At 58.5% G+C, this 16,643-nt stretch carries 13 protein-coding genes and 2 tRNA genes; 10 read left to right on the top strand and 5 right to left on the bottom strand.

Features of this window, described 5'->3' with window-relative positions:
• Positions 1–224 precede the first annotated feature (224 nt).
• The 5 genes from BLV11_RS10860 to BLV11_RS10880 all read left to right on the top strand — a co-directional run bounded on the left by BLV11_RS10860 (position 225) and on the right by BLV11_RS10880 (position 5,550).
• Positions 225–1,190, top strand: a complete 966-nt coding sequence (locus tag BLV11_RS10860; RefSeq protein WP_091813670.1) for an alpha/beta hydrolase — start codon at positions 225–227, stop codon at positions 1,188–1,190.
• Positions 1,191–1,564: 374 nt separating this feature from the next.
• Positions 1,565–1,792, top strand: a complete 228-nt coding sequence (locus BLV11_RS10865; RefSeq protein WP_091813674.1) for a TM2 domain-containing protein — start codon at positions 1,565–1,567, stop codon at positions 1,790–1,792.
• 137 nt (positions 1,793–1,929) lie between these two features.
• Positions 1,930–3,405: a YjgN family protein gene (locus BLV11_RS10870; RefSeq protein ID WP_091813677.1), complete on the top strand. Its 1,476-nt coding sequence runs from the start codon at positions 1,930–1,932 to the stop codon at positions 3,403–3,405.
• 24 nt (positions 3,406–3,429) lie between these two features.
• A complete protein-coding gene (locus BLV11_RS10875) occupies positions 3,430–4,557 on the top strand; it encodes a M48 family metallopeptidase (protein WP_091813681.1) in 1,128 nt (375 codons plus the stop codon).
• A gap of 78 nt (positions 4,558–4,635) precedes the next feature.
• Complete coding sequence (locus tag BLV11_RS10880) at positions 4,636–5,550, top strand: AEC family transporter (protein ID WP_091813685.1); 915 nt, start codon at positions 4,636–4,638, stop codon at positions 5,548–5,550.
• On the opposite strand, the gene BLV11_RS10885 is transcribed toward BLV11_RS10880, so the two are convergent.
• Positions 5,530–6,486, bottom strand: coding sequence for a zinc ABC transporter substrate-binding protein (locus BLV11_RS10885; RefSeq protein ID WP_091813688.1), 957 nt, complete (start codon positions 6,484–6,486; stop codon positions 5,530–5,532). The genes BLV11_RS10880 and BLV11_RS10885 overlap by 21 nt on opposite strands.
• Positions 6,487–6,656: 170 nt before the next feature.
• Here BLV11_RS10885 and gltX point away from each other — a divergent pair, with 170 nt between their 5' ends.
• The 3 genes from gltX to BLV11_RS10900 all read left to right on the top strand — a co-directional run bounded on the left by gltX (position 6,657) and on the right by BLV11_RS10900 (position 8,467).
• Complete coding sequence (gltX, locus tag BLV11_RS10890) at positions 6,657–8,132, top strand: glutamate--tRNA ligase (protein WP_091813692.1); 1,476 nt, start codon at positions 6,657–6,659, stop codon at positions 8,130–8,132.
• A 176-nt stretch (positions 8,133–8,308) separates the two neighbouring features.
• Positions 8,309–8,384, top strand: a tRNA-Ala gene (locus BLV11_RS10895).
• 7 nt (positions 8,385–8,391) lie between these two features.
• Positions 8,392–8,467 (top strand) — tRNA-Glu (locus tag BLV11_RS10900).
• A 239-nt stretch (positions 8,468–8,706) separates the two neighbouring features.
• On the opposite strand, the gene BLV11_RS10905 is transcribed toward BLV11_RS10900, so the two are convergent.
• The gene (locus BLV11_RS10905) at positions 8,707–9,558 is read right to left on the bottom strand and encodes a 6-carboxytetrahydropterin synthase (RefSeq protein WP_091813695.1); all 852 of its coding nucleotides are present in this window, start codon (positions 9,556–9,558) and stop codon (positions 8,707–8,709) included.
• A 128-nt stretch (positions 9,559–9,686) separates the two neighbouring features.
• Here BLV11_RS10905 and BLV11_RS10910 point away from each other — a divergent pair, with 128 nt between their 5' ends.
• On the top strand, positions 9,687–10,271 hold the full coding sequence (locus BLV11_RS10910; RefSeq protein WP_245726000.1) for a nucleotidyltransferase family protein: 585 nt from the start codon (positions 9,687–9,689) through the stop codon (positions 10,269–10,271).
• Positions 10,272–10,283: 12 nt separating this feature from the next.
• Here BLV11_RS10910 and BLV11_RS10915 read toward each other — a convergent pair whose 3' ends face one another.
• The 3 genes from BLV11_RS10915 to BLV11_RS10925 form a co-directional block, all read right to left on the bottom strand.
• Positions 10,284–11,372, bottom strand: coding sequence for a response regulator (locus BLV11_RS10915; RefSeq protein WP_091813698.1), 1,089 nt, complete (start codon positions 11,370–11,372; stop codon positions 10,284–10,286).
• Between the two features lie 102 nt (positions 11,373–11,474).
• Positions 11,475–12,938 (bottom strand): PEGA domain-containing protein, encoded by a 1,464-nt coding sequence (locus BLV11_RS10920; RefSeq protein WP_091813700.1) that lies wholly within the window; start codon positions 12,936–12,938, stop codon positions 11,475–11,477.
• A 113-nt stretch (positions 12,939–13,051) separates the two neighbouring features.
• Positions 13,052–13,546, bottom strand: a complete 495-nt coding sequence (locus tag BLV11_RS10925) for a hypothetical protein (protein ID WP_091813703.1) — start codon at positions 13,544–13,546, stop codon at positions 13,052–13,054.
• A gap of 156 nt (positions 13,547–13,702) precedes the next feature.
• On the opposite strand from BLV11_RS10925, the gene BLV11_RS10930 reads away from it, so the two are divergent.
• Complete coding sequence (locus tag BLV11_RS10930) at positions 13,703–16,627, top strand: insulinase family protein (protein ID WP_091813706.1); 2,925 nt, start codon at positions 13,703–13,705, stop codon at positions 16,625–16,627.
• The last annotated feature ends 16 nt before the right edge of the window (positions 16,628–16,643 follow it).

The following is a 16,643-nucleotide window of genomic DNA, read 5'->3' on the forward strand; positions in this document are numbered from 1 at the left end:
TGCTACCCCCGAAAAAAAGCAACAGAAGATCCGTGGGTAGGGAGGGCCTAATGGCAGACAGGCTGAGCCGTGGCGAGGTCGACTACCAACGCCATGAAGGGAGCAACCCGATGAGCGTAGTATTCAAGCTCGCAGGGGCCTGAATCCAGCCAGTCAAAACACTTCCATCTCCCCTCTCACTCAGGTAGCTTGCTATCAGCTAGTTTCGAATCAAAGGAAGCCTTATGAGCAAGCAAGCAAAGTTTCAGCGTCATGAAACGGTGTTGAGCCGACGTAGTCGTTGGGTGTTACGGCTGATCCGCTGGGTGTTTCGGCCGCTGATGCGCTTTATGGTTTCCGGCAGTATGCGGCGTATGGCGGCTGGTCAGGCCCGTGTGGCAGGGGCCAAATACCGCGACCCGCGTTCATTGCCTCAGGATTACCGGATCCTGGGCGGGCCGGGAAAAAGTGTGCCTTCGTACATCCTGGGGGACATTGATCATACTGGGCCGGTGATTCTGTGGGTTCACGGTGGCGCCTTTGTCCTGCCGCTGATGCCCGACGCACACCTTCGCTTCCTCAATCGATTGTGCCTTGAGCTGGGCGCATCGGCGGTGGCACCGGATTACCGTATTGCACCTTTGTGTCCCTATCCTCAGGGGCTGGATGATTGTGAGCGGGCCTATGGCGCGCTGCTCGACAGGGGCATCCCGGCGTCCAGAATTATTCTGGGGGGGGAGTCTGCCGGAGGCAATTTGGCGTTGGGCCTGTTGCAGCGGATCCGCCGGCGCGGGTGGCCGATGCCAGCCTGTGCTGTGCCCGTGGCTCCGGTGACGGACCTGTCGCGGATTCATAACCCGCCGTCACGTACCGAAAACCTGAAACGCGACGCGATGTTGCCTATGCTGGCATTGACTCGGATTGTTGAGTGGTACGTTGGTGAGCTGGATCATTCGGATCCTGAGCTTTCGCCGATTCATGCGGATTGTGCCGGGTTTCCGCCGCTGTTGCTGATCGCCAGTGAGCATGAAGTGTTGAGGGATGACAGCGTGCTGTTTGCCCAGGTTGCGGCCGAGCAGGGCGTGGATACCCGTCTGGAGTTGTGGACTCATCTGCCCCACGCATTTCCATTGCTTGAGCACTGGTTTCCGGAAGCCGCAGAATCTCGCCAGACCATCACTGCATTCATGAAAGAGCACCTCGACAGCTGAGCAAGTCGATAGCTTGGATAGTCGGCCATGGAGCCGGCTATCCATGTGCGTCCGATTCTGCTGAGTAAGCTACATAGTGTTACGAAAAAACAATATTTTCCACGTAACGGGCTGGATCTTCCGGAGTTAGTGCACGAACTTCCTTAAGATACAGTCTTCGCAGGGGATTGTTGGAAATTCTGGTTTCACAACTTATTACCTTTTTACGGCCTGAATCGGCCTGGAATACGCGTTTTCCGTCTGACCTGTTCTTGCTCTCAACATTAACTCGGTTTAATCTCGGATCACTCGCATGACCTTCTGCTGGACGACAGCTTTATTCGAGTGATTTTAGGAAGTTATAAATAGATCGTACTAAATACATGGAGCATTACATGGTTGAAGAATCCGTTTCCGACAAGAAAATCCTGCCGGCTTTTCTGATGTGCTTTTTCCTGGGCTGTTTCGGCGTTCACCGTTTCTACGTTGGCAAGATCGGAACTGGTCTGCTGCAGATTCTGACTCTGGGTGGTCTGGGCATCTGGGCCCTGATCGACTGGATCATGATCGTTGCCGGTGCTTTCTCCGACAAGCAGGGCAACAAGCTGAAAGAGTGGACCTGATCCCTCGTTATTCAGTGCATAGCCTGACCTTGTTGTAGGGTTGGGCAGACATCCGCCGGCACTCGCTGGCGGATGGCGTTTCCGCCATTCGGCTCAATAGGACGAGCCTCTCTCCACCAAACACAAGAATCGTGACAATGACGACAGACAGCCCCCAACCCGATAGTCAAGCCGCTGCAACTTCCACGTATGTTCCAGAACATTTTCCCCGCAATGAACCGGTGAAGTTTTCCGGGCAGGCTGGTGAGTTTTTCGGAATCTGGTTCGTCAATAACATCCTTACCTGGATGACACTGGGTATTTATTCGGCCTGGGCCAAGGTGCGTACCCTGCAGTATTTTTACGGCAACACAGAGGTTGCCGGCGGGTCGTTCAGTTTTACCGCCAGTCCATTGAAAATTTTGCGCAGCCGGCTGATTGCCTTTGCATTGCTGGTGGTGTTTGTCATTGCCGATAACAGCCCGGCAGATTGGGCCCTCTATACCTACCTGGGCTTTGTGGCGGTCTACCTCGCGTTGGCGCCGGTGCTAACTGTTCTGGTGATGTCATTCCAGCTGCGCTATTCGGCGTGGCGCGGGATCAGTTTCCGGTTCAACAAGGATTACCGGGGGGCTTACCGGGTGTACCTGCCGCCTTTCATGGTGCTGCTTCTGCTTTTCGGCAGTCTGATGTTGCCAGCCTACAGTGAAGAGATTGAGCAGTACATGGGCTGGGAGGGTGCCCAAACGGAACAGGTTGATGAGGCTCCTCAGGCTGAGCTGGCAGAGCCTGCTCCCGTTGCCACCAATGACACCCCGGCGGAAGTGGACGGAAAGTCTGCCACCTTGGCTACCGGCAAACCCTCCCTGACCGTTGCAGCCACTGAGCCGGCTGCTGAAGCGGAAGAACCGACCAAGTTCAAGGGGCAATCCAGCCCCGGGAAAAGCAGTTCGAATCGTGAACCTGACCTGGAAGTGGTGCTGGGTGAGGGCGGTGCCGAGCGCAAGTCGCTCGAAGACGAGCTGGACAACGTGAACCCCTACCTGGTGCTGCCATCGCTTATCCTGATGCTGGTATTCCTCGGACTGTTGCCTTATTTCGATTTCATCAGCCAGCGATTCCTGGCGAGGAATGTCCGCTTTGGTACCGCAGAGGTGAGCTATACCGGCGTCGCCAAGGACTACTACGTGATTTACTGGCGCTGGTTGTTGGCCACAGCGCTGCTGGTCACCCTGTGGGTCTGGGCGGTGGCTACGGACACCGTAATGTTGATGCTGGCTCCCCTGATCATTCTGACCGTGTTGTACATGCCGCTGTCACGGGCCTACCTGAAGAGCAGGCGTTACAACCTGTTGTTCGGTAAATGCTCGATCGATCAGGGCAAATTCCACATCAAGGCTGACGTACCCTTCCTGAGGCTGGCCTATGTGCTGATCACCAATACCCTGATGGTCACCATTACCTTTGGGTTGATGACCGCCTGGGCCAAGGTGCGTACGGCACGGGTCATTCTTGAGAACATGTCGCTGGATGTGAACGCACCACTGAACCAGTTCCTCGCAGCTCAGGACAAAGAACAGTCTGCCTTTGCCGAAGAAGTGGCGGATGTGTTCGACATCGACGTGGCGTTTTAATCCTCCGGATAGGGAAACAGCAGGATGCACAAGTCCATCAGCGGCTTTTACTACGATGGTCAGAGTTCCCAGCGACACGCCTGCAGGCTTTACCTGGCCGAGGGCGGGGCAGTGCTGTTCGAGGGGATAACGCTGCCTACCATGGCATTTGAAGAGCTGGAGGTTCCCTCCCGGGTGGGGAATACCCCGCGTACACTCGGGTTGCCCAACGGCGGCTTCTTTGAAACCGCCGACAACCGGCAGCTGGACGCCATGGTTCAGGATAACCGTGGCGGTGGTTTCAGTCTTCATCGGCTGGAGCACAAGCTGCGCTATATCCTGCCTTTGCTGGCCCTGTGCGTGGCTGTGGTCTACCTCACGGTCACCCGTGGCATTCCCTACCTGAGTGAGCGCGTGGCCTACCAGCTCTCGGCCGACTGGTCGGAGGAGTTGGGGGCATCGGTGCTGGATCAGCTCGACGAACTCTATTTTTACCCCAGCGAAACCCCCAAGGATGTGCGCGCCGAGTATCGGGCATTGTTGAACTCGGCCGTGCCGGAGGGCAGCGATTTCAGCTATACGCTGCATTTCCGTGACGGCGGTCTGGTCGGTGCCAATGCCTTCGCCTTACCCGACGGCTCTATCGTCGTGACCGATCAGTTGCTGGATATGGGGGCGACGCAAGATGAAGTACTGGCGGTTATCTTCCACGAAATCGGCCATGTCGAGCAGCGTCATTCGCTGCGCTCGTTGCTGGAGAGCAGTGGTGTGGCCATCCTGTTTACCTTGTTGACCGGGGATGCCGAGTTTGTGCAGGATTTTGTGGTGGCTCTGCCGCCGTTGTTGTTGCAGGCGAAGTTTTCCCGTAATCATGAATGGGAAGCAGATAGTTATGCGCTGGCGCAGATGCGGGCTGCAAACGTCGACCCGATCCACTTTGCCACCATGATGGAAAAGTTGTCAGGGTTGGCGCGCGAAGGCGAAGATGAGCGTCACCGGGATGACGTGGATGGGCCGGTTAGCGAAGGCGGCGAGGTTGCTGCCAAGCAGGATGCGCCCGGGAAAACCGAGAAATCCACCGGAGCGCGGATGCTGGAATACCTGTCGACCCACCCCCCCAGCGAAGAACGTATCGAACGGTTTCGCCAGGCCTCGGAAGCCGCCGCCGGTTAGGGGGCGGGGCTTTCTGCCTATCCCCCGGACGGTCCATGACTGGTCGTCTGGGGCAGCTTTCAGTCTCTGGAGTTATCAATGCCGGTATTGGTGCAGGCCTTAGTGCCCGTGTTTGCCCTGATCATGATGGGCTACCTGTTCCGTCGCTGGAACTTCCCGGGGGACACCTTCTGGCTCCAGGCTGAACGGTTTACCTACTACGTGCTGTTTCCGGCCATGCTGGTGTACAAGCTCGGGCAGGCGCGGATATCGCCGTCGGCGTACGGTGATATCGTGGCACTGGTATTGGGAATGCTGGTGGCAATGATCGCGTTGCTGATGGTGCTCCAGTTATTCTGGCGCTGGCCGGGGCCGGTATACTCCTCAGTCTTTCAGGGAGCGCTGCGCTTCAATTCCTATGTGGCTCTGGCAACAGCCGGCATTCTGCTGGGCGATGAGGGGTTGTCGTTGATGGCCATTGTCGTGGCCATAAAAGTGCCGTTCATCAACCTGTTTTGCATCCTGATGTTCTCCCTTGTAGCGGGGCAGGGGCCGGTCAGGCTCAAACCGGTGCTGAAAGCGATCATCACCAACCCGCTGATCATCGGTTCGGTTGTCGGGGTATTCTGGAGCTATTTCGGCATCGGTTTTCACCCGTTGCTGGCGGGTATTCTCGAGCCCCTCAGCAATCTGGCGCTGCCCCTGGGACTGATGACGGTGGGCGCGGGCTTGCAACTCAAGGCCCTGCGTGGCGCCTCGACCCCGTTTCTGGTGGCATCTGTCACCAAGCTTATCGGGTTTCCGTTGATCACTGTGGGGCTGGGGCTGCTGCTTGGTATTGATGGGCTGCTGTTGCAGGTGGGTATCCTGCTGACGGCCTTGCCCACGGCAACGTCATCTTACATTCTGGCCCGACAATTGGGCGGCGATGCCCCCTTGATGGCGGGCATCATCAGTGGTCAGACGTTGCTGGCCATGATCACCATTCCACTGTTACTGGGCCTGCTCTGGTAAACAGGCCAGCACGGCATCGGCCATCGACTGCTGGAATAGCAGGTAGCCGCTGGCATTGGCCTCTATATCAGACGCCAGCGGATCCCAGGTTGCCAGACGGATATCGATGCCCTGGGTGATAGAGTGCCACCATTGGCGATTGAACTGGGGTTCGGTCAGCAGGCAGGGCGATGGGCTGTTCCTCAGTTGATCCTGCAGTTCGGCCATGTGGCGGGCTCCCGGGGGGCGCTCCGGATTCAGGGTAAGTACGCCGGCGATGGTCAGGTCGTAGTGCTCGGCAAACCGTCGGAAGGCGTCGTGGTAGGTGAACAGGCTGATGCCCTTTGCCGCTTGCAGTTTCTGGCGTATGTCCTGTTCGGTGGCCTCCAGCTGGTGTTCGAAGCGGGTCAGGTTGTTATCCAGTGCATCGGCATTTGCCTCCGGTAGCTGGGCCAGGTGGTCGCGAATGGTGTGGGTCATTGCCAGCGCCAGTTGCGGGTCTAGCCAGATGTGCGGGTCTTCGCCGTCGCTGTGATCATGTGCATCATGGTGGTCAGCTTCCTCTTCATGACGGTCATGGTCGTCATGGTTATCTTCCTCGTCTGTGTCCCCTCCGGTCCGATGTTCCTCTGGCATCAGGGCCACCTGACGGCCTTCAAACTCGCTGCTGGACAGCAGCCGTACCAGAAAGGTTTCCATGTCCGGGCCAACCCAGAAAATCCGGTCGGCGGTCTCCAGGGTCCGTCGCTGGGAAGGGCGCATCTGGTAGGTATGCGGGCTGGCCCCCGCAGGTACCAGTGACGTCACTTGGGTGTTATCGGTGACAATGGCACGTGTCAGCAGTTCCAGTGGCTTGATGGAGGTAACCACCTCGGTGGTGGCGGACAGCGCGGGGGTGGCGGCAAGGGCAGTGGCCCCGGCGAAAAGTGTTGTGGTAAAGGCTATAGGGAAGCGCATGCAGATCCGGAGGCTTGTTAATTTGGAATGTTATAATATAACAAGTTGCTGGCCACTGGGAAGTATCCGGTAACCGCTTATGCGAATTCCTGTGCTGATCGGTATAATGCGGGGCTTTCCGGGGCTGTTCCGAGCTCCGTCAATCTCTGGCTGTTAGACAGGACCTATAAATGACCGTACGCACCCGAATCGCGCCGTCGCCCACCGGTGATCCCCACGTTGGCACGGCCTATGTGGCCTTGTTCAATTTGTGCTTTGCCCGTCAGCACGGCGGCCAGTTCATTTTGCGCATCGAGGACACCGACCAGACCCGGAGCACGTCGGAGTCCGAACAGGACATCCTGCAAGCGCTGCGCTGGCTGGGACTGGGCTGGGACGAAGGTCCGGATGTGGGTGGTCCCCATGGTCCCTATCGGCAGTCCGAGCGTAAGGACAGTTACCGTCAGTATGCGATGGAGCTGGTGGACAAGGGGCATGCGTTCTACTGCTTCCGTACACCCGAGGAGCTGGATGTCATCCGAGAAGAACGCAAGGCCCAAGGCCTGAACCCGGGCATCAAGGGTGACCTGGAATTGCCGGCCGAGGAGGTGCAGCGTCGTCTTGAAGCGGGGGACCCTTACGTGATCCGCATGAAGGTACCGGATGAGGGTACCTGCGTGATCAACGACATGCTGCGGGGCACCATCGAAATCGACTGGTCCCAGGTGGACTGCCAGATTCTGCTCAAGTCTGACGGCATGCCGACCTATCACCTGGCCAACGTGGTCGATGACCACGCCATGGCGATTACCCATGTGCTGCGTGGCGAGGAGTGGATTAACTCCGCCCCCAAACACAAGCTGCTGTACGAATACTTTGGCTGGGACATGCCGGAGCTGTGTCACCTGCCGTTGCTGCGTAACCCGGACAAGAGCAAATTGTCCAAGCGCAAGAACCCGACCAGCATTAACTTCTATGAGCGCATGGGCTTCCTGCCGGAAGCCGTGATCAATTACCTGGGCCGTATGGGCTGGTCGATGCCGGATGAGCGCGAGAAGTTCTCGGTTGGCGAGATGATCGAGAATTTTGACATCCAGCGGGTGTCTCTGGGTGGGCCGATCTTCGATGTCGAAAAGCTGCGTTGGCTTAATGGGCTGTGGTTGCGAGAGGACGTCTCGGACGATGAGTTTGTGGAACGCCTGAGTAACTGGTGGTTCCGTGAAGATGCCCTGCGCAGCCTGATTCCGCACGTCAAGGGACGGGCAGAAGTGTTCAGTGATGTCGCCCCGATGGCGGCCTTTATGTTTTCCGGCATGCTCGACCTGCAGCCGGAGCAGTTTGCCCATAATAAGCTGGAAGAAGGGCAGGTCAGGCGTGTGCTGCAGTTCGCGCTGTGGCGCCTGGAGGCTCAGCGTCACTGGAGCAAGGAGAACATCTTTGCCGATATCAAGGACCTGGCCAAGGCCATGGATCTGAAGATGGGCGAGTTCATGTTCCCGATCTTTGTGGCGATCGCCGGTACACCGAACTCCTGGTCAGTGATGGATTCCATGGCGCTACTGGGGCCGGATATGACCCGTGCGCGCCTGCGTCATGCCCTTAACGTGCTGGGCGGTTTCTCCAAGAAGGAAACCAAGAAGGTTGAGAAGGAGTTCGCGGCGCTGTAGTCGGTCCAATGGCTGCTGTCACCGGGTGGCAGTGGCCTGACTGCCTTAAAAGTCGCTGAAAGTGATTGATTTTTGATAAATTTGAGTGCTTTTTAGGCTATTTTCATCTTATTGAAAAAAATGAAAATAAAGGGTTGACGGAATAGGGGCGGATCCTTAATATACGCATCCGTTGAGGGGCCATAGCTCAGCTGGGAGAGCGCAACACTGGCAGTGTTGAGGTCAGCGGTTCGATCCCGCTTGGCTCCACCAATTTCTAGTCCCCTTCGTCTAGTGGCCTAGGACTCCGCCCTTTCACGGCGGCAACAGGGGTTCGAACCCCCTAGGGGACGCCAATACGGCTTAACGGTTTAGTCCACCGGAAAGCCATCAAAAAAACCGCCTTCGGGCGGTTTTTTTGTGCCTGCAGAAAAGTGCCTGCGAAAAGGCGGGGGGTCATGTTGTGATTGGAGGGCTGGCCGCAGCGGTTCCTGGGCGGGTGTGGTGGCATTCAGGTCGGTCAGGGGCTTCGTTATGAAGCCCAGGCGTGACGGGAAGGGAAGCGGGGTGGGTGTTTCTGAGGCGCCAGTGCGGCCTAGCGGATCGAGATTGCGCCTTTACCGACGCCTTCGTAGGCCTTGACCCGAATCGCATCATTCGGCCACTCAGCTTTGCATTGGTCGGCGATATGCGCCGCAATCAGCTCCACGGTGGTATCGGTGTTCAGCAGGTATACCCGCTCCTCGGGCAGGGTCAGGCTGAATTCACCCTGATTGGCCTCGTAATCAAACCGGATATAGCCAACGCCGTTGGTGTCCACAAAGCGGGTGGTAATGTCTTCTTCCGAACCCACGTAGATATCCTTCCAGCGTTCTGCCCAGGCCTGTTCAAGGGCGTGATCGCGGTGATTGTTGCGATCAATGCGGATAGGGGAGCGGTGGCCGTGGGCGATGCGCTGGCAGTTCCCCAGGTGCTTCTTGAGGCCATGGACGTAATGGTAGTAGGGCCCCTCGATCACTTCCTCACGCAGATTGATGTCAATGTCGATGACATTGGCGGGCAGAACTGAATGCAGCTCTTGTTGCAGCAGTGTGGCAACGGCAGACGGTACGACCCGGTCAGCCTCCAGCCAGACCACAGCTTCCTGGGGGGAATGGTGATCGATATAGTGGCCATTTTTCAGCTGCCACCGAAACGCGTCGGGCTGGTCAGCATCGCGGGACAGGCCGCTGTATCCCGTCGGAACGACCAGGCGGTGATCCACCCGTTCGTCGATCACCCGCTTGATGGTGCGTTTGACGTTGCTGAAATCGAAGACCATGCCCTGGTCGTCCAGTTCACCGCCAAGAACCACATCGACGATCCAGCTTTCGCCGACCAGGCCGCGACTTGCATCCAGATAGGCGAAGTCGATGACGGTCAGGTTATCCACGAAAAGATGGTTCATCAGGGAGAGTCCGGTAGAGGTGTACTTGATTGACCAGCGAATTCTAGCAAAAATCCTTTGCATCTAGCACTCTGGCGCCGGCAACCTGCCGGTATTTCCTTACTTTACCTGCAGGTGGAGGTCCCGTCGTGGTCAATTCACGCCCAAACACCCCGGTTCTGGTCCTTGCCGCGGGCGCTTCCCGCCGTATGGGACGAGCGAAACAGTTGCTTGGATGGGGGCGGGGCTGCCTGCTGGATCAGGCGATAGGCTTGGCCAGGGTGCTCAGTCCTGAGGTGTTCGTGGTGGGTGGGGCCCGCTATCCGCTGGTTCGTTATCGCTGCAAGGCGCCGGTGTCTGGCTGGGTCTATGCCCACGACTGGTCTCAGGGGCTCAGTGCTTCGCTCAAGGCCGGCGTCAGCGCCTTGCCGGGCCGTAGTTGTGGGGTGTTCGTAATGGTGGCAGACCAGCCGCTGTTATCCGTTGACGGCCTCAGGGCGCTTGCTGAAGCTGCCCGGACGACTCCGGATCAACCGGTAGCGGCCAGCTACGGAGACCGACCCGGTGTGCCGGCTTACCTGCCGCGCTGGGTGTGGCCGCAGGTGATGGCGCTGGAAGGGGATCAGGGCGCCGGGGTGATTCTGCGTGACGTCCGCGCCCGACGCATCCGGATTGCCGGGGTCGAGCGGGATCTCGATACCCCTGAGGATTGGCGCAAATTATTTGAAGCCTGAACCGCGTAAGGATCAGGCGAACAGACCGGTCATCCAGGCAATGCCGAGGGTAAAGATGCTCAGGCTGACAGCCAGACCCACCGTGTAGATCCGCGAAGTGGCTGCCCGCTGCTGGGATGCGTAGAGATCGATGGTGCGCTGGGCAATGTCCTCCGCCGTCTCCCGTGAGATTTCATGAGCCTGCTGGATGGCCTCGGACTGCAGGGTTTGCCAGAACTCGGTATCGATCGTCTGGACGTTGGTTATGTGATCCTTCAGTTCGGCGAGGTCGTCGCTGGTGAAGCCGCCCGTGTTGGCCAGGTCCCGCTTCAGCTCGGACAATTCGCGGCTCAGGCTGAGATTGACCTCGGCTGCAACGTCGTCGTGCAGGTGGCTGGTGCGTTGCTCCACCAGGGCGGAGAGTGCTGCCAGTCGCTCTTCCACGGCGTTATCCTGCCGCTTGCTGGCTTCATCCAGGGCTCGCTTGAGATGGTCGAACTGCTCGTCGAACAAAGAGCTGAGCAGTTCGTGCAGGCGGTTGTTGATGTGGGTCTTGACCGCGGAGCGGGCAATCTGCTCGATCAGCTCGCTGGTCAGCGGGACAACCTGGGGTGCGCCAGCGGGCCCGGGTGCTGTCTCGGCGGTGAGTTCAACGGCGGCATCGTCCGGGAAGTGCACGGCGTCGTCATCCCCTTGCTTGACGGTGTCTTCGGCCAGCTCTGGCGCCTCCGGCAAGGTGCCTTCCTGTACGTCGCTGGACAGCTGGTCGAGCAATGACGTGAGGCCCTCGTCCTGCGGTGGCTTGGTGAGGATGTTGTAGACGCCGAAATTGCGTGCCTCGTCCATGAACGACTGGGACTTTTTCGACGTGCACATGATGATCGGAATGCCGGCGGTTGCCGGATTGCCCTTGATGGCCTTGGTGGCTTCAACGCCGTTCATGCCTGGCATCAGGTGATCCATGAAAATGACATCGGGGCGATCATTGTTATTGAGGTAGTCCAGCGCCTCTTCGGCTGAGCCCGCCATATTGACTGCCATTTCCCGGCCTTCCAGCAGTTTGCTAAGGGCAAAACGCGCGACCTTGGAGTCGTCAACCAGAAGTGCATTCTTGATCGCCATGCTAGAACCTCTACCTGTTACAGCGTTGTTTAAATCGCAGGTATACCCGGTTGTCCGGTCCGGAACGTTGCTTCCCTGCATGTTTTCAGTGGACTTGTCTGTTCACCAGCCTTCGAGCTGCGGGCATTGGGTGGCCCGGTAGCTGTTTTCCCGGTAGCAGACGCCGGGTTCGGAGGTCCGGGCGGTGAAGATCTCCCCGGCCGCCGTGGTTAATCGTACCTGTCCATAGGGATCGCCATGGCGGAAGGTCGCTTCGATCGAGCTGCCATTGGGGTTCAGCAGCAGGCCCTTACCATGGAAGCGGCCGTCGACGTATTCTCCTTCGTACTTCTTGCCACTGGCAAACACCTCGCTGCCGCGGCCATGGAACTTGCCGTTGGAGAAGGTGCCGTCATAGGAGCGGCCATCGGGGTAGGTCAGGGTGCCGGCGCCGTGGAATTCGCCATTCCGGAATTCACCAACATAGAGCATCCCGCTGCCGGTCGTCAGTGAGCCGTGACCGTTCAGGTTACCGTTGAGCCACTGCCCGGTCAGGATGTCGCCATTCGGGCGGGAGAGGGTGCCTTGGCCGTTGAACTGATCGTTGATGAACTGACCGGTATAACGGGTGTTGTCAGCATCGGTATAGCTGCCTTCACCTTCCCGGCGCCCCTCTACCCAGTCGCCTTCGTAACGACTGCCATCGGCATACCAGGCGCTGCCTTTTCCGTGGAAGCGACCATTGATGAAATGGCCCTCGTAACGCAGGCCGTCGGCCTCGTTGTAGCTGCCATCGCCGGTTTTGACGCCGCCGATCCAGGTGCCGCCGCGATAATCGACCCGGGTGTAACGGTCGAGTTGGCCAACCAGGGTCAGCTCTTCACCGGCATCCAGGGCGACTGTCTGTGTCCAGGGCGAATAGCCGTCCTTGCGAATTTCGATGTCATAGCGCCCTGGCTCGAGGGTGACATCGAGTCGGGTGGCGCCGTAGGGCTTGCCATTGATGGTGACCTGATCGTCATGGACGTTGGAGCGCAGGGTGAGATGTCCGCGGGACGGGCGCCGGGTGGTGGCGATCGGGATGGCCTGAGGCGTTGGCCGGCGACCTGCCGGCTCGGTGCCCGGAGCACCGGCGACTGCCGCAACGGGCGCAGGCGTCATGACGGTGGCTGTCTGACCGGCCATGGTGTCTGGGGTATCGGCCTGCGCATCAATTTCCGAGTCCAGGATCCGGGGAGCTTCGGCGACTGCGACGTTTTCGACCGGCAGCGCGCCTATGGGTGTCAGTGAATCAGCTGGCCGTGCTGAGTCTGCGGAGGCTGATGGATTTGAATGGGCGGCGGGCTCTGAATCGACCGACGGCGCTGAGCCAGCGGGTGGCTCAGTGGGTGCCGTCTCTGCGACAAATACGCTGCTGTTCCGGGGAATGCTGAGCGGTCCGGCGGCCTCGGCAGGAGGCGCCTGGTGTTCTGCCTGTTCGCTGATCGCAGGCAAACCCTGGGTATCCCGAATGGATGCGAAACCGGCGGTGACCAACAGCATGATGGCCAGGGCGTTTATGAACAGAAGTGGTCTTACATCGACCATCGCTAACCTCTCGTTTGCGTGTCACCCGCAAAAATATCGAGGTTTTATACTAGCGATTAACCGTTAAGTTATGTAACGAAAAGTGACTGAACTTTGCGAGTTTGCTGGCCAAATCACACTTTGTCGGGAAGTTTGTCATGGTTGAGCTGTTCCCAGGCTTTCATGTAGACATCGGCCTCATATTGATAGGGCGATTTGAACGGGGTTAACACCAAATCGAACACCAGGAAGAAAAAGCCGACAGACAGCCAGGCGATGATCAGGGTGCTGAGGGTATTGGCCTGGACTTCGGGGTTGGCGTTAACAAAGTCGTGGAGCAGTGGTAGCAGCTCGCTGACCATCACGACCGGATTGAAACTCGCCATCACCAGTGGCAGCCAGAACGCCAGGAACACCGGGAAAAAACCGAAAGACCAGAGGATGCGGCGGACCAGGTAGATGGTGCTGGCCCGCAGGTAGCGCCGGCGAATCTCCGGCACCTTGCGGATGCGTTCGAGATACTGGCGCCGTTCGGCCCAGTAGGCAGCAACGTCTGCGGCCGGCAGGGCGGCATCGCTGGAGGTGTTGGCAGGCGAGGCGGAGGCGGTTTCCGTGCTGTCAGCAGTCATAGGCGTTCGTATTGTTGTCCATTATGGGAATGCAGTACATGGGAGGCGGCTATCGCTGTGATTGAGAAGAACCATGGCGCGCCCCCGTTATCTGCATGATAATCCATACAACGTGTTACCCTACAAGCCTTAATGAATTAAAGACAGGACAGTTGCATGACAGCAGGCAGTGATCACCCGGTCCATCCGGCCTTTGAGCAGCTTCGAAGCCACCGGATTGATACCCTTAAACTGACCGTCGAGGAATACCGACATCGCAAGACCGGCGCCCGTCACCTGCACATGGCTGCAGATAATGACGAGAATGTCTTCTTCGTTGCCCTGCGAACCTTCCCGATGGATTCCACCGGCGTTGCCCATATTCTGGAGCATACGGCGCTGTGTGGCAGTGAAAAGTACCCGGTCCGCGATCCGTTTTTCATGATGATCCGGCGCTCGCTGAATACTTTCATGAATGCCTTTACCAGCAGCGACTGGACGGCCTACCCGTTTGCCAGCAAGAACCGCAAGGATTTCGACAACCTGCTGTCGGTCTACCTGGATGCGGTGTTCTTCTCCAAGCTGGATCCGCTGGATTTTGCCCAGGAAGGTCACCGCCTGGAATTCGAGAAGCCTGACGATCCGAGTACGCCGCTGGTGTACCGTGGTGTGGTCTACAACGAAATGAAAGGCGCCATGAGTGCGCCGACGTCCCAGTTATGGCAGCAGCTGTCCAGTCATCTGTTCCCGACCACCACCTATCATTACAACAGTGGTGGCGAGCCGGACCACATTGTGGATCTGTCTTATGACGACCTGCTGAAGTTCTATCGTCACCATTATCACCCCAGCAATGCGCTGTTCGCCACCTACGGTGACATTCCCGCGCGGGAGCACCACGAGCGCTTTGAGCAGCAGGTGCTGAGCCGTTTTGATCACCAGAAAGTCGAGCTGCCAGTCCGTGATGAGAAGCGGATGTTTACCCCGCTCAACGTGGAGCATGGCTATGCGGTCAGTGAAGGTGAGCCGACCGATCACAAGACCCACATTGTGATGGGGTGGTTACTCGATCACAGTTTTGATCTGCAGGATAATCTCGAAGCGCACCTGTTGGCGAATGTGTTGCTGGAAAACAGCGCCTCGCCCCTGATGCGGGCGCTGGAGACCTCTACGATCGGCCATTCCCCGTCGCCACTGTGCGGTCTGGAAGACTCCAACCGGGAGATGACCTTTGTCTGCGGTGTCGAAGGCAGCGAGCCGGGGCGTGATGGTGAGCTGGAGTCGCTGGTACTGGAAACCCTTGAGAAAGTGGCGCAAGAGGGCGTCAGTGAAGAGCGTCTGGAAGCCATTCTGCATCAGCTGGAACTGCACCAGCGTGAAATCGCTGGCGACCAATTCCCTTACGGGTTGCAGCTGATCATGAGCGCGATCTCCCCGATGGTTCATGGCGGAGATCCGGTTGCCTTGCTGGACCTGGAGCCGGTGCTGGTGGACCTGCGGGAAAAAATCAAGGATCCGCAGTATGTCCCCAACCTGGTGCGCCGGAAGCTGCTGGATAATCCCCATCGGGTCACCTTGACCCTGCGTCCTGATGAGCACCTCGATAATCGTCGTCAGGAAGCCATTGCCAATGCTCTGGCCGAGCGTAAGTCTGCGTTGAGTGAAGACGATATTCGCCAGATCGTTGACCAGGCGGCCGCCCTCGAGGCTCGTCAGCAAAGCAAGGACGATGACTCGATCCTGCCCAAGGTCGGTCTCGCCGACGTGCCCCTGCAGATGCCGGAGCCCAAGGCGCAAGCCGTCGATGGATTCCCGGCCACGCTCTATGCCCAGGGTACCAATGGCCTTGTGTATCAGCAGGCGGTGGTTCCTTTGCCTGAACTGAGTGACGAAGAGCTGCTGCTGTTGCCCTTGTACACCACCTGCGTAACCGAAGTGGGTTGTGGCGATCTTGATTATCTGCAGATGCAGGATCGGATATCAGCGGAATCCGGTGGCATCTCGGCGTTTACCTCCGCCCGTGGCCGCATTGATGATGTCCAGGACCTGAACGGTTACCTGATCTTCAATGGCAAGGCTCTGGCCCGGAACCGTGACGCTCTTGGTCAGTTGCTGCGGGATGTGTTTGAAGGCGCGCGTTTTGATGAGGTCGAGCGTATACGTGAGCTGATCGCTCAGGTTCGCGCCCGTCGCGAACAGGCGGTCACCGGCAGTGGTCATGCTTTGGCCATGGGCGCTGCGTCCCAGGGGCTGAGTTCCGGTGCCTGGCTGGCCTATCGGCTTGGCGGCCTGGAGGCGATTCGTGGCATCAAGGGCCTTGATGATTCCCTGCAAGACACGGCCGCGCTGGAATCCCTGTGCCAGCGTCTGGCCGGGCTGCATCAGCGAATCCAGCAACAGCCGTTCGAGTATCTGGTGATCGGTGAAGCGGAACAGCTGGAGCCGATGGTGGCCAGTCTGCGCACGCAGTGGCAGGTCGCTGACCACAAGGCTGGTAAGCGTTGGTCTCTGGAGCCGGTCAGTTACCAGACCCGGCAGGCCTGGCTGACCTCGACCCAGGTGAACTTCTGCGCCAAGGCTTACCCGACCGTGGCGGTGGACCATCCCGATGCGGCGGCCCTGACGGTACTGGGCGGCTTCCTGCGCAACGGTTACCTGCACCGCGCGATCCGTGAAAAGGGCGGCGCTTACGGTGGTGGTGCCGGCCAGGACAGCATCAACGGTACTTTCCGGTTCTTCTCTTACCGTGACCCGCGCCTGGCGGACACTCTGCTTGATTTTGATCATGCTCTGCAGTGGTTGCAGGACGCAGATCACGATCCCCAGGAGCTCGAAGAGTCCATTCTGGGGGTTATCGGGCAGCTTGATAAGCCGCGCTCGCCGGCGGGTGAGGCGCGTAATGCGTTCTATAATCGCTTGTTCGGCCGCACACCTGAGCAGCAGGGCCGTTTCCGTGAGCGGGTGCTGGCGGTAACGATTGATGACCTGAAACGTGTGGCAACAACCTGGCTGGTGCCGGAGAACGCCAGTGTGGCGGTGGTGACAAACCCCGAGAGCCGCGCTGTGGCGGAATCTCTGGGGCTGTCGATCGAAGAGCTCTGAGGGGCGTCAGCGCGAC

Source organism: Marinobacter mobilis (genome assembly GCF_900106945.1).
Classification (GTDB): domain Bacteria; phylum Pseudomonadota; class Gammaproteobacteria; order Pseudomonadales; family Oleiphilaceae; genus Marinobacter; species Marinobacter mobilis.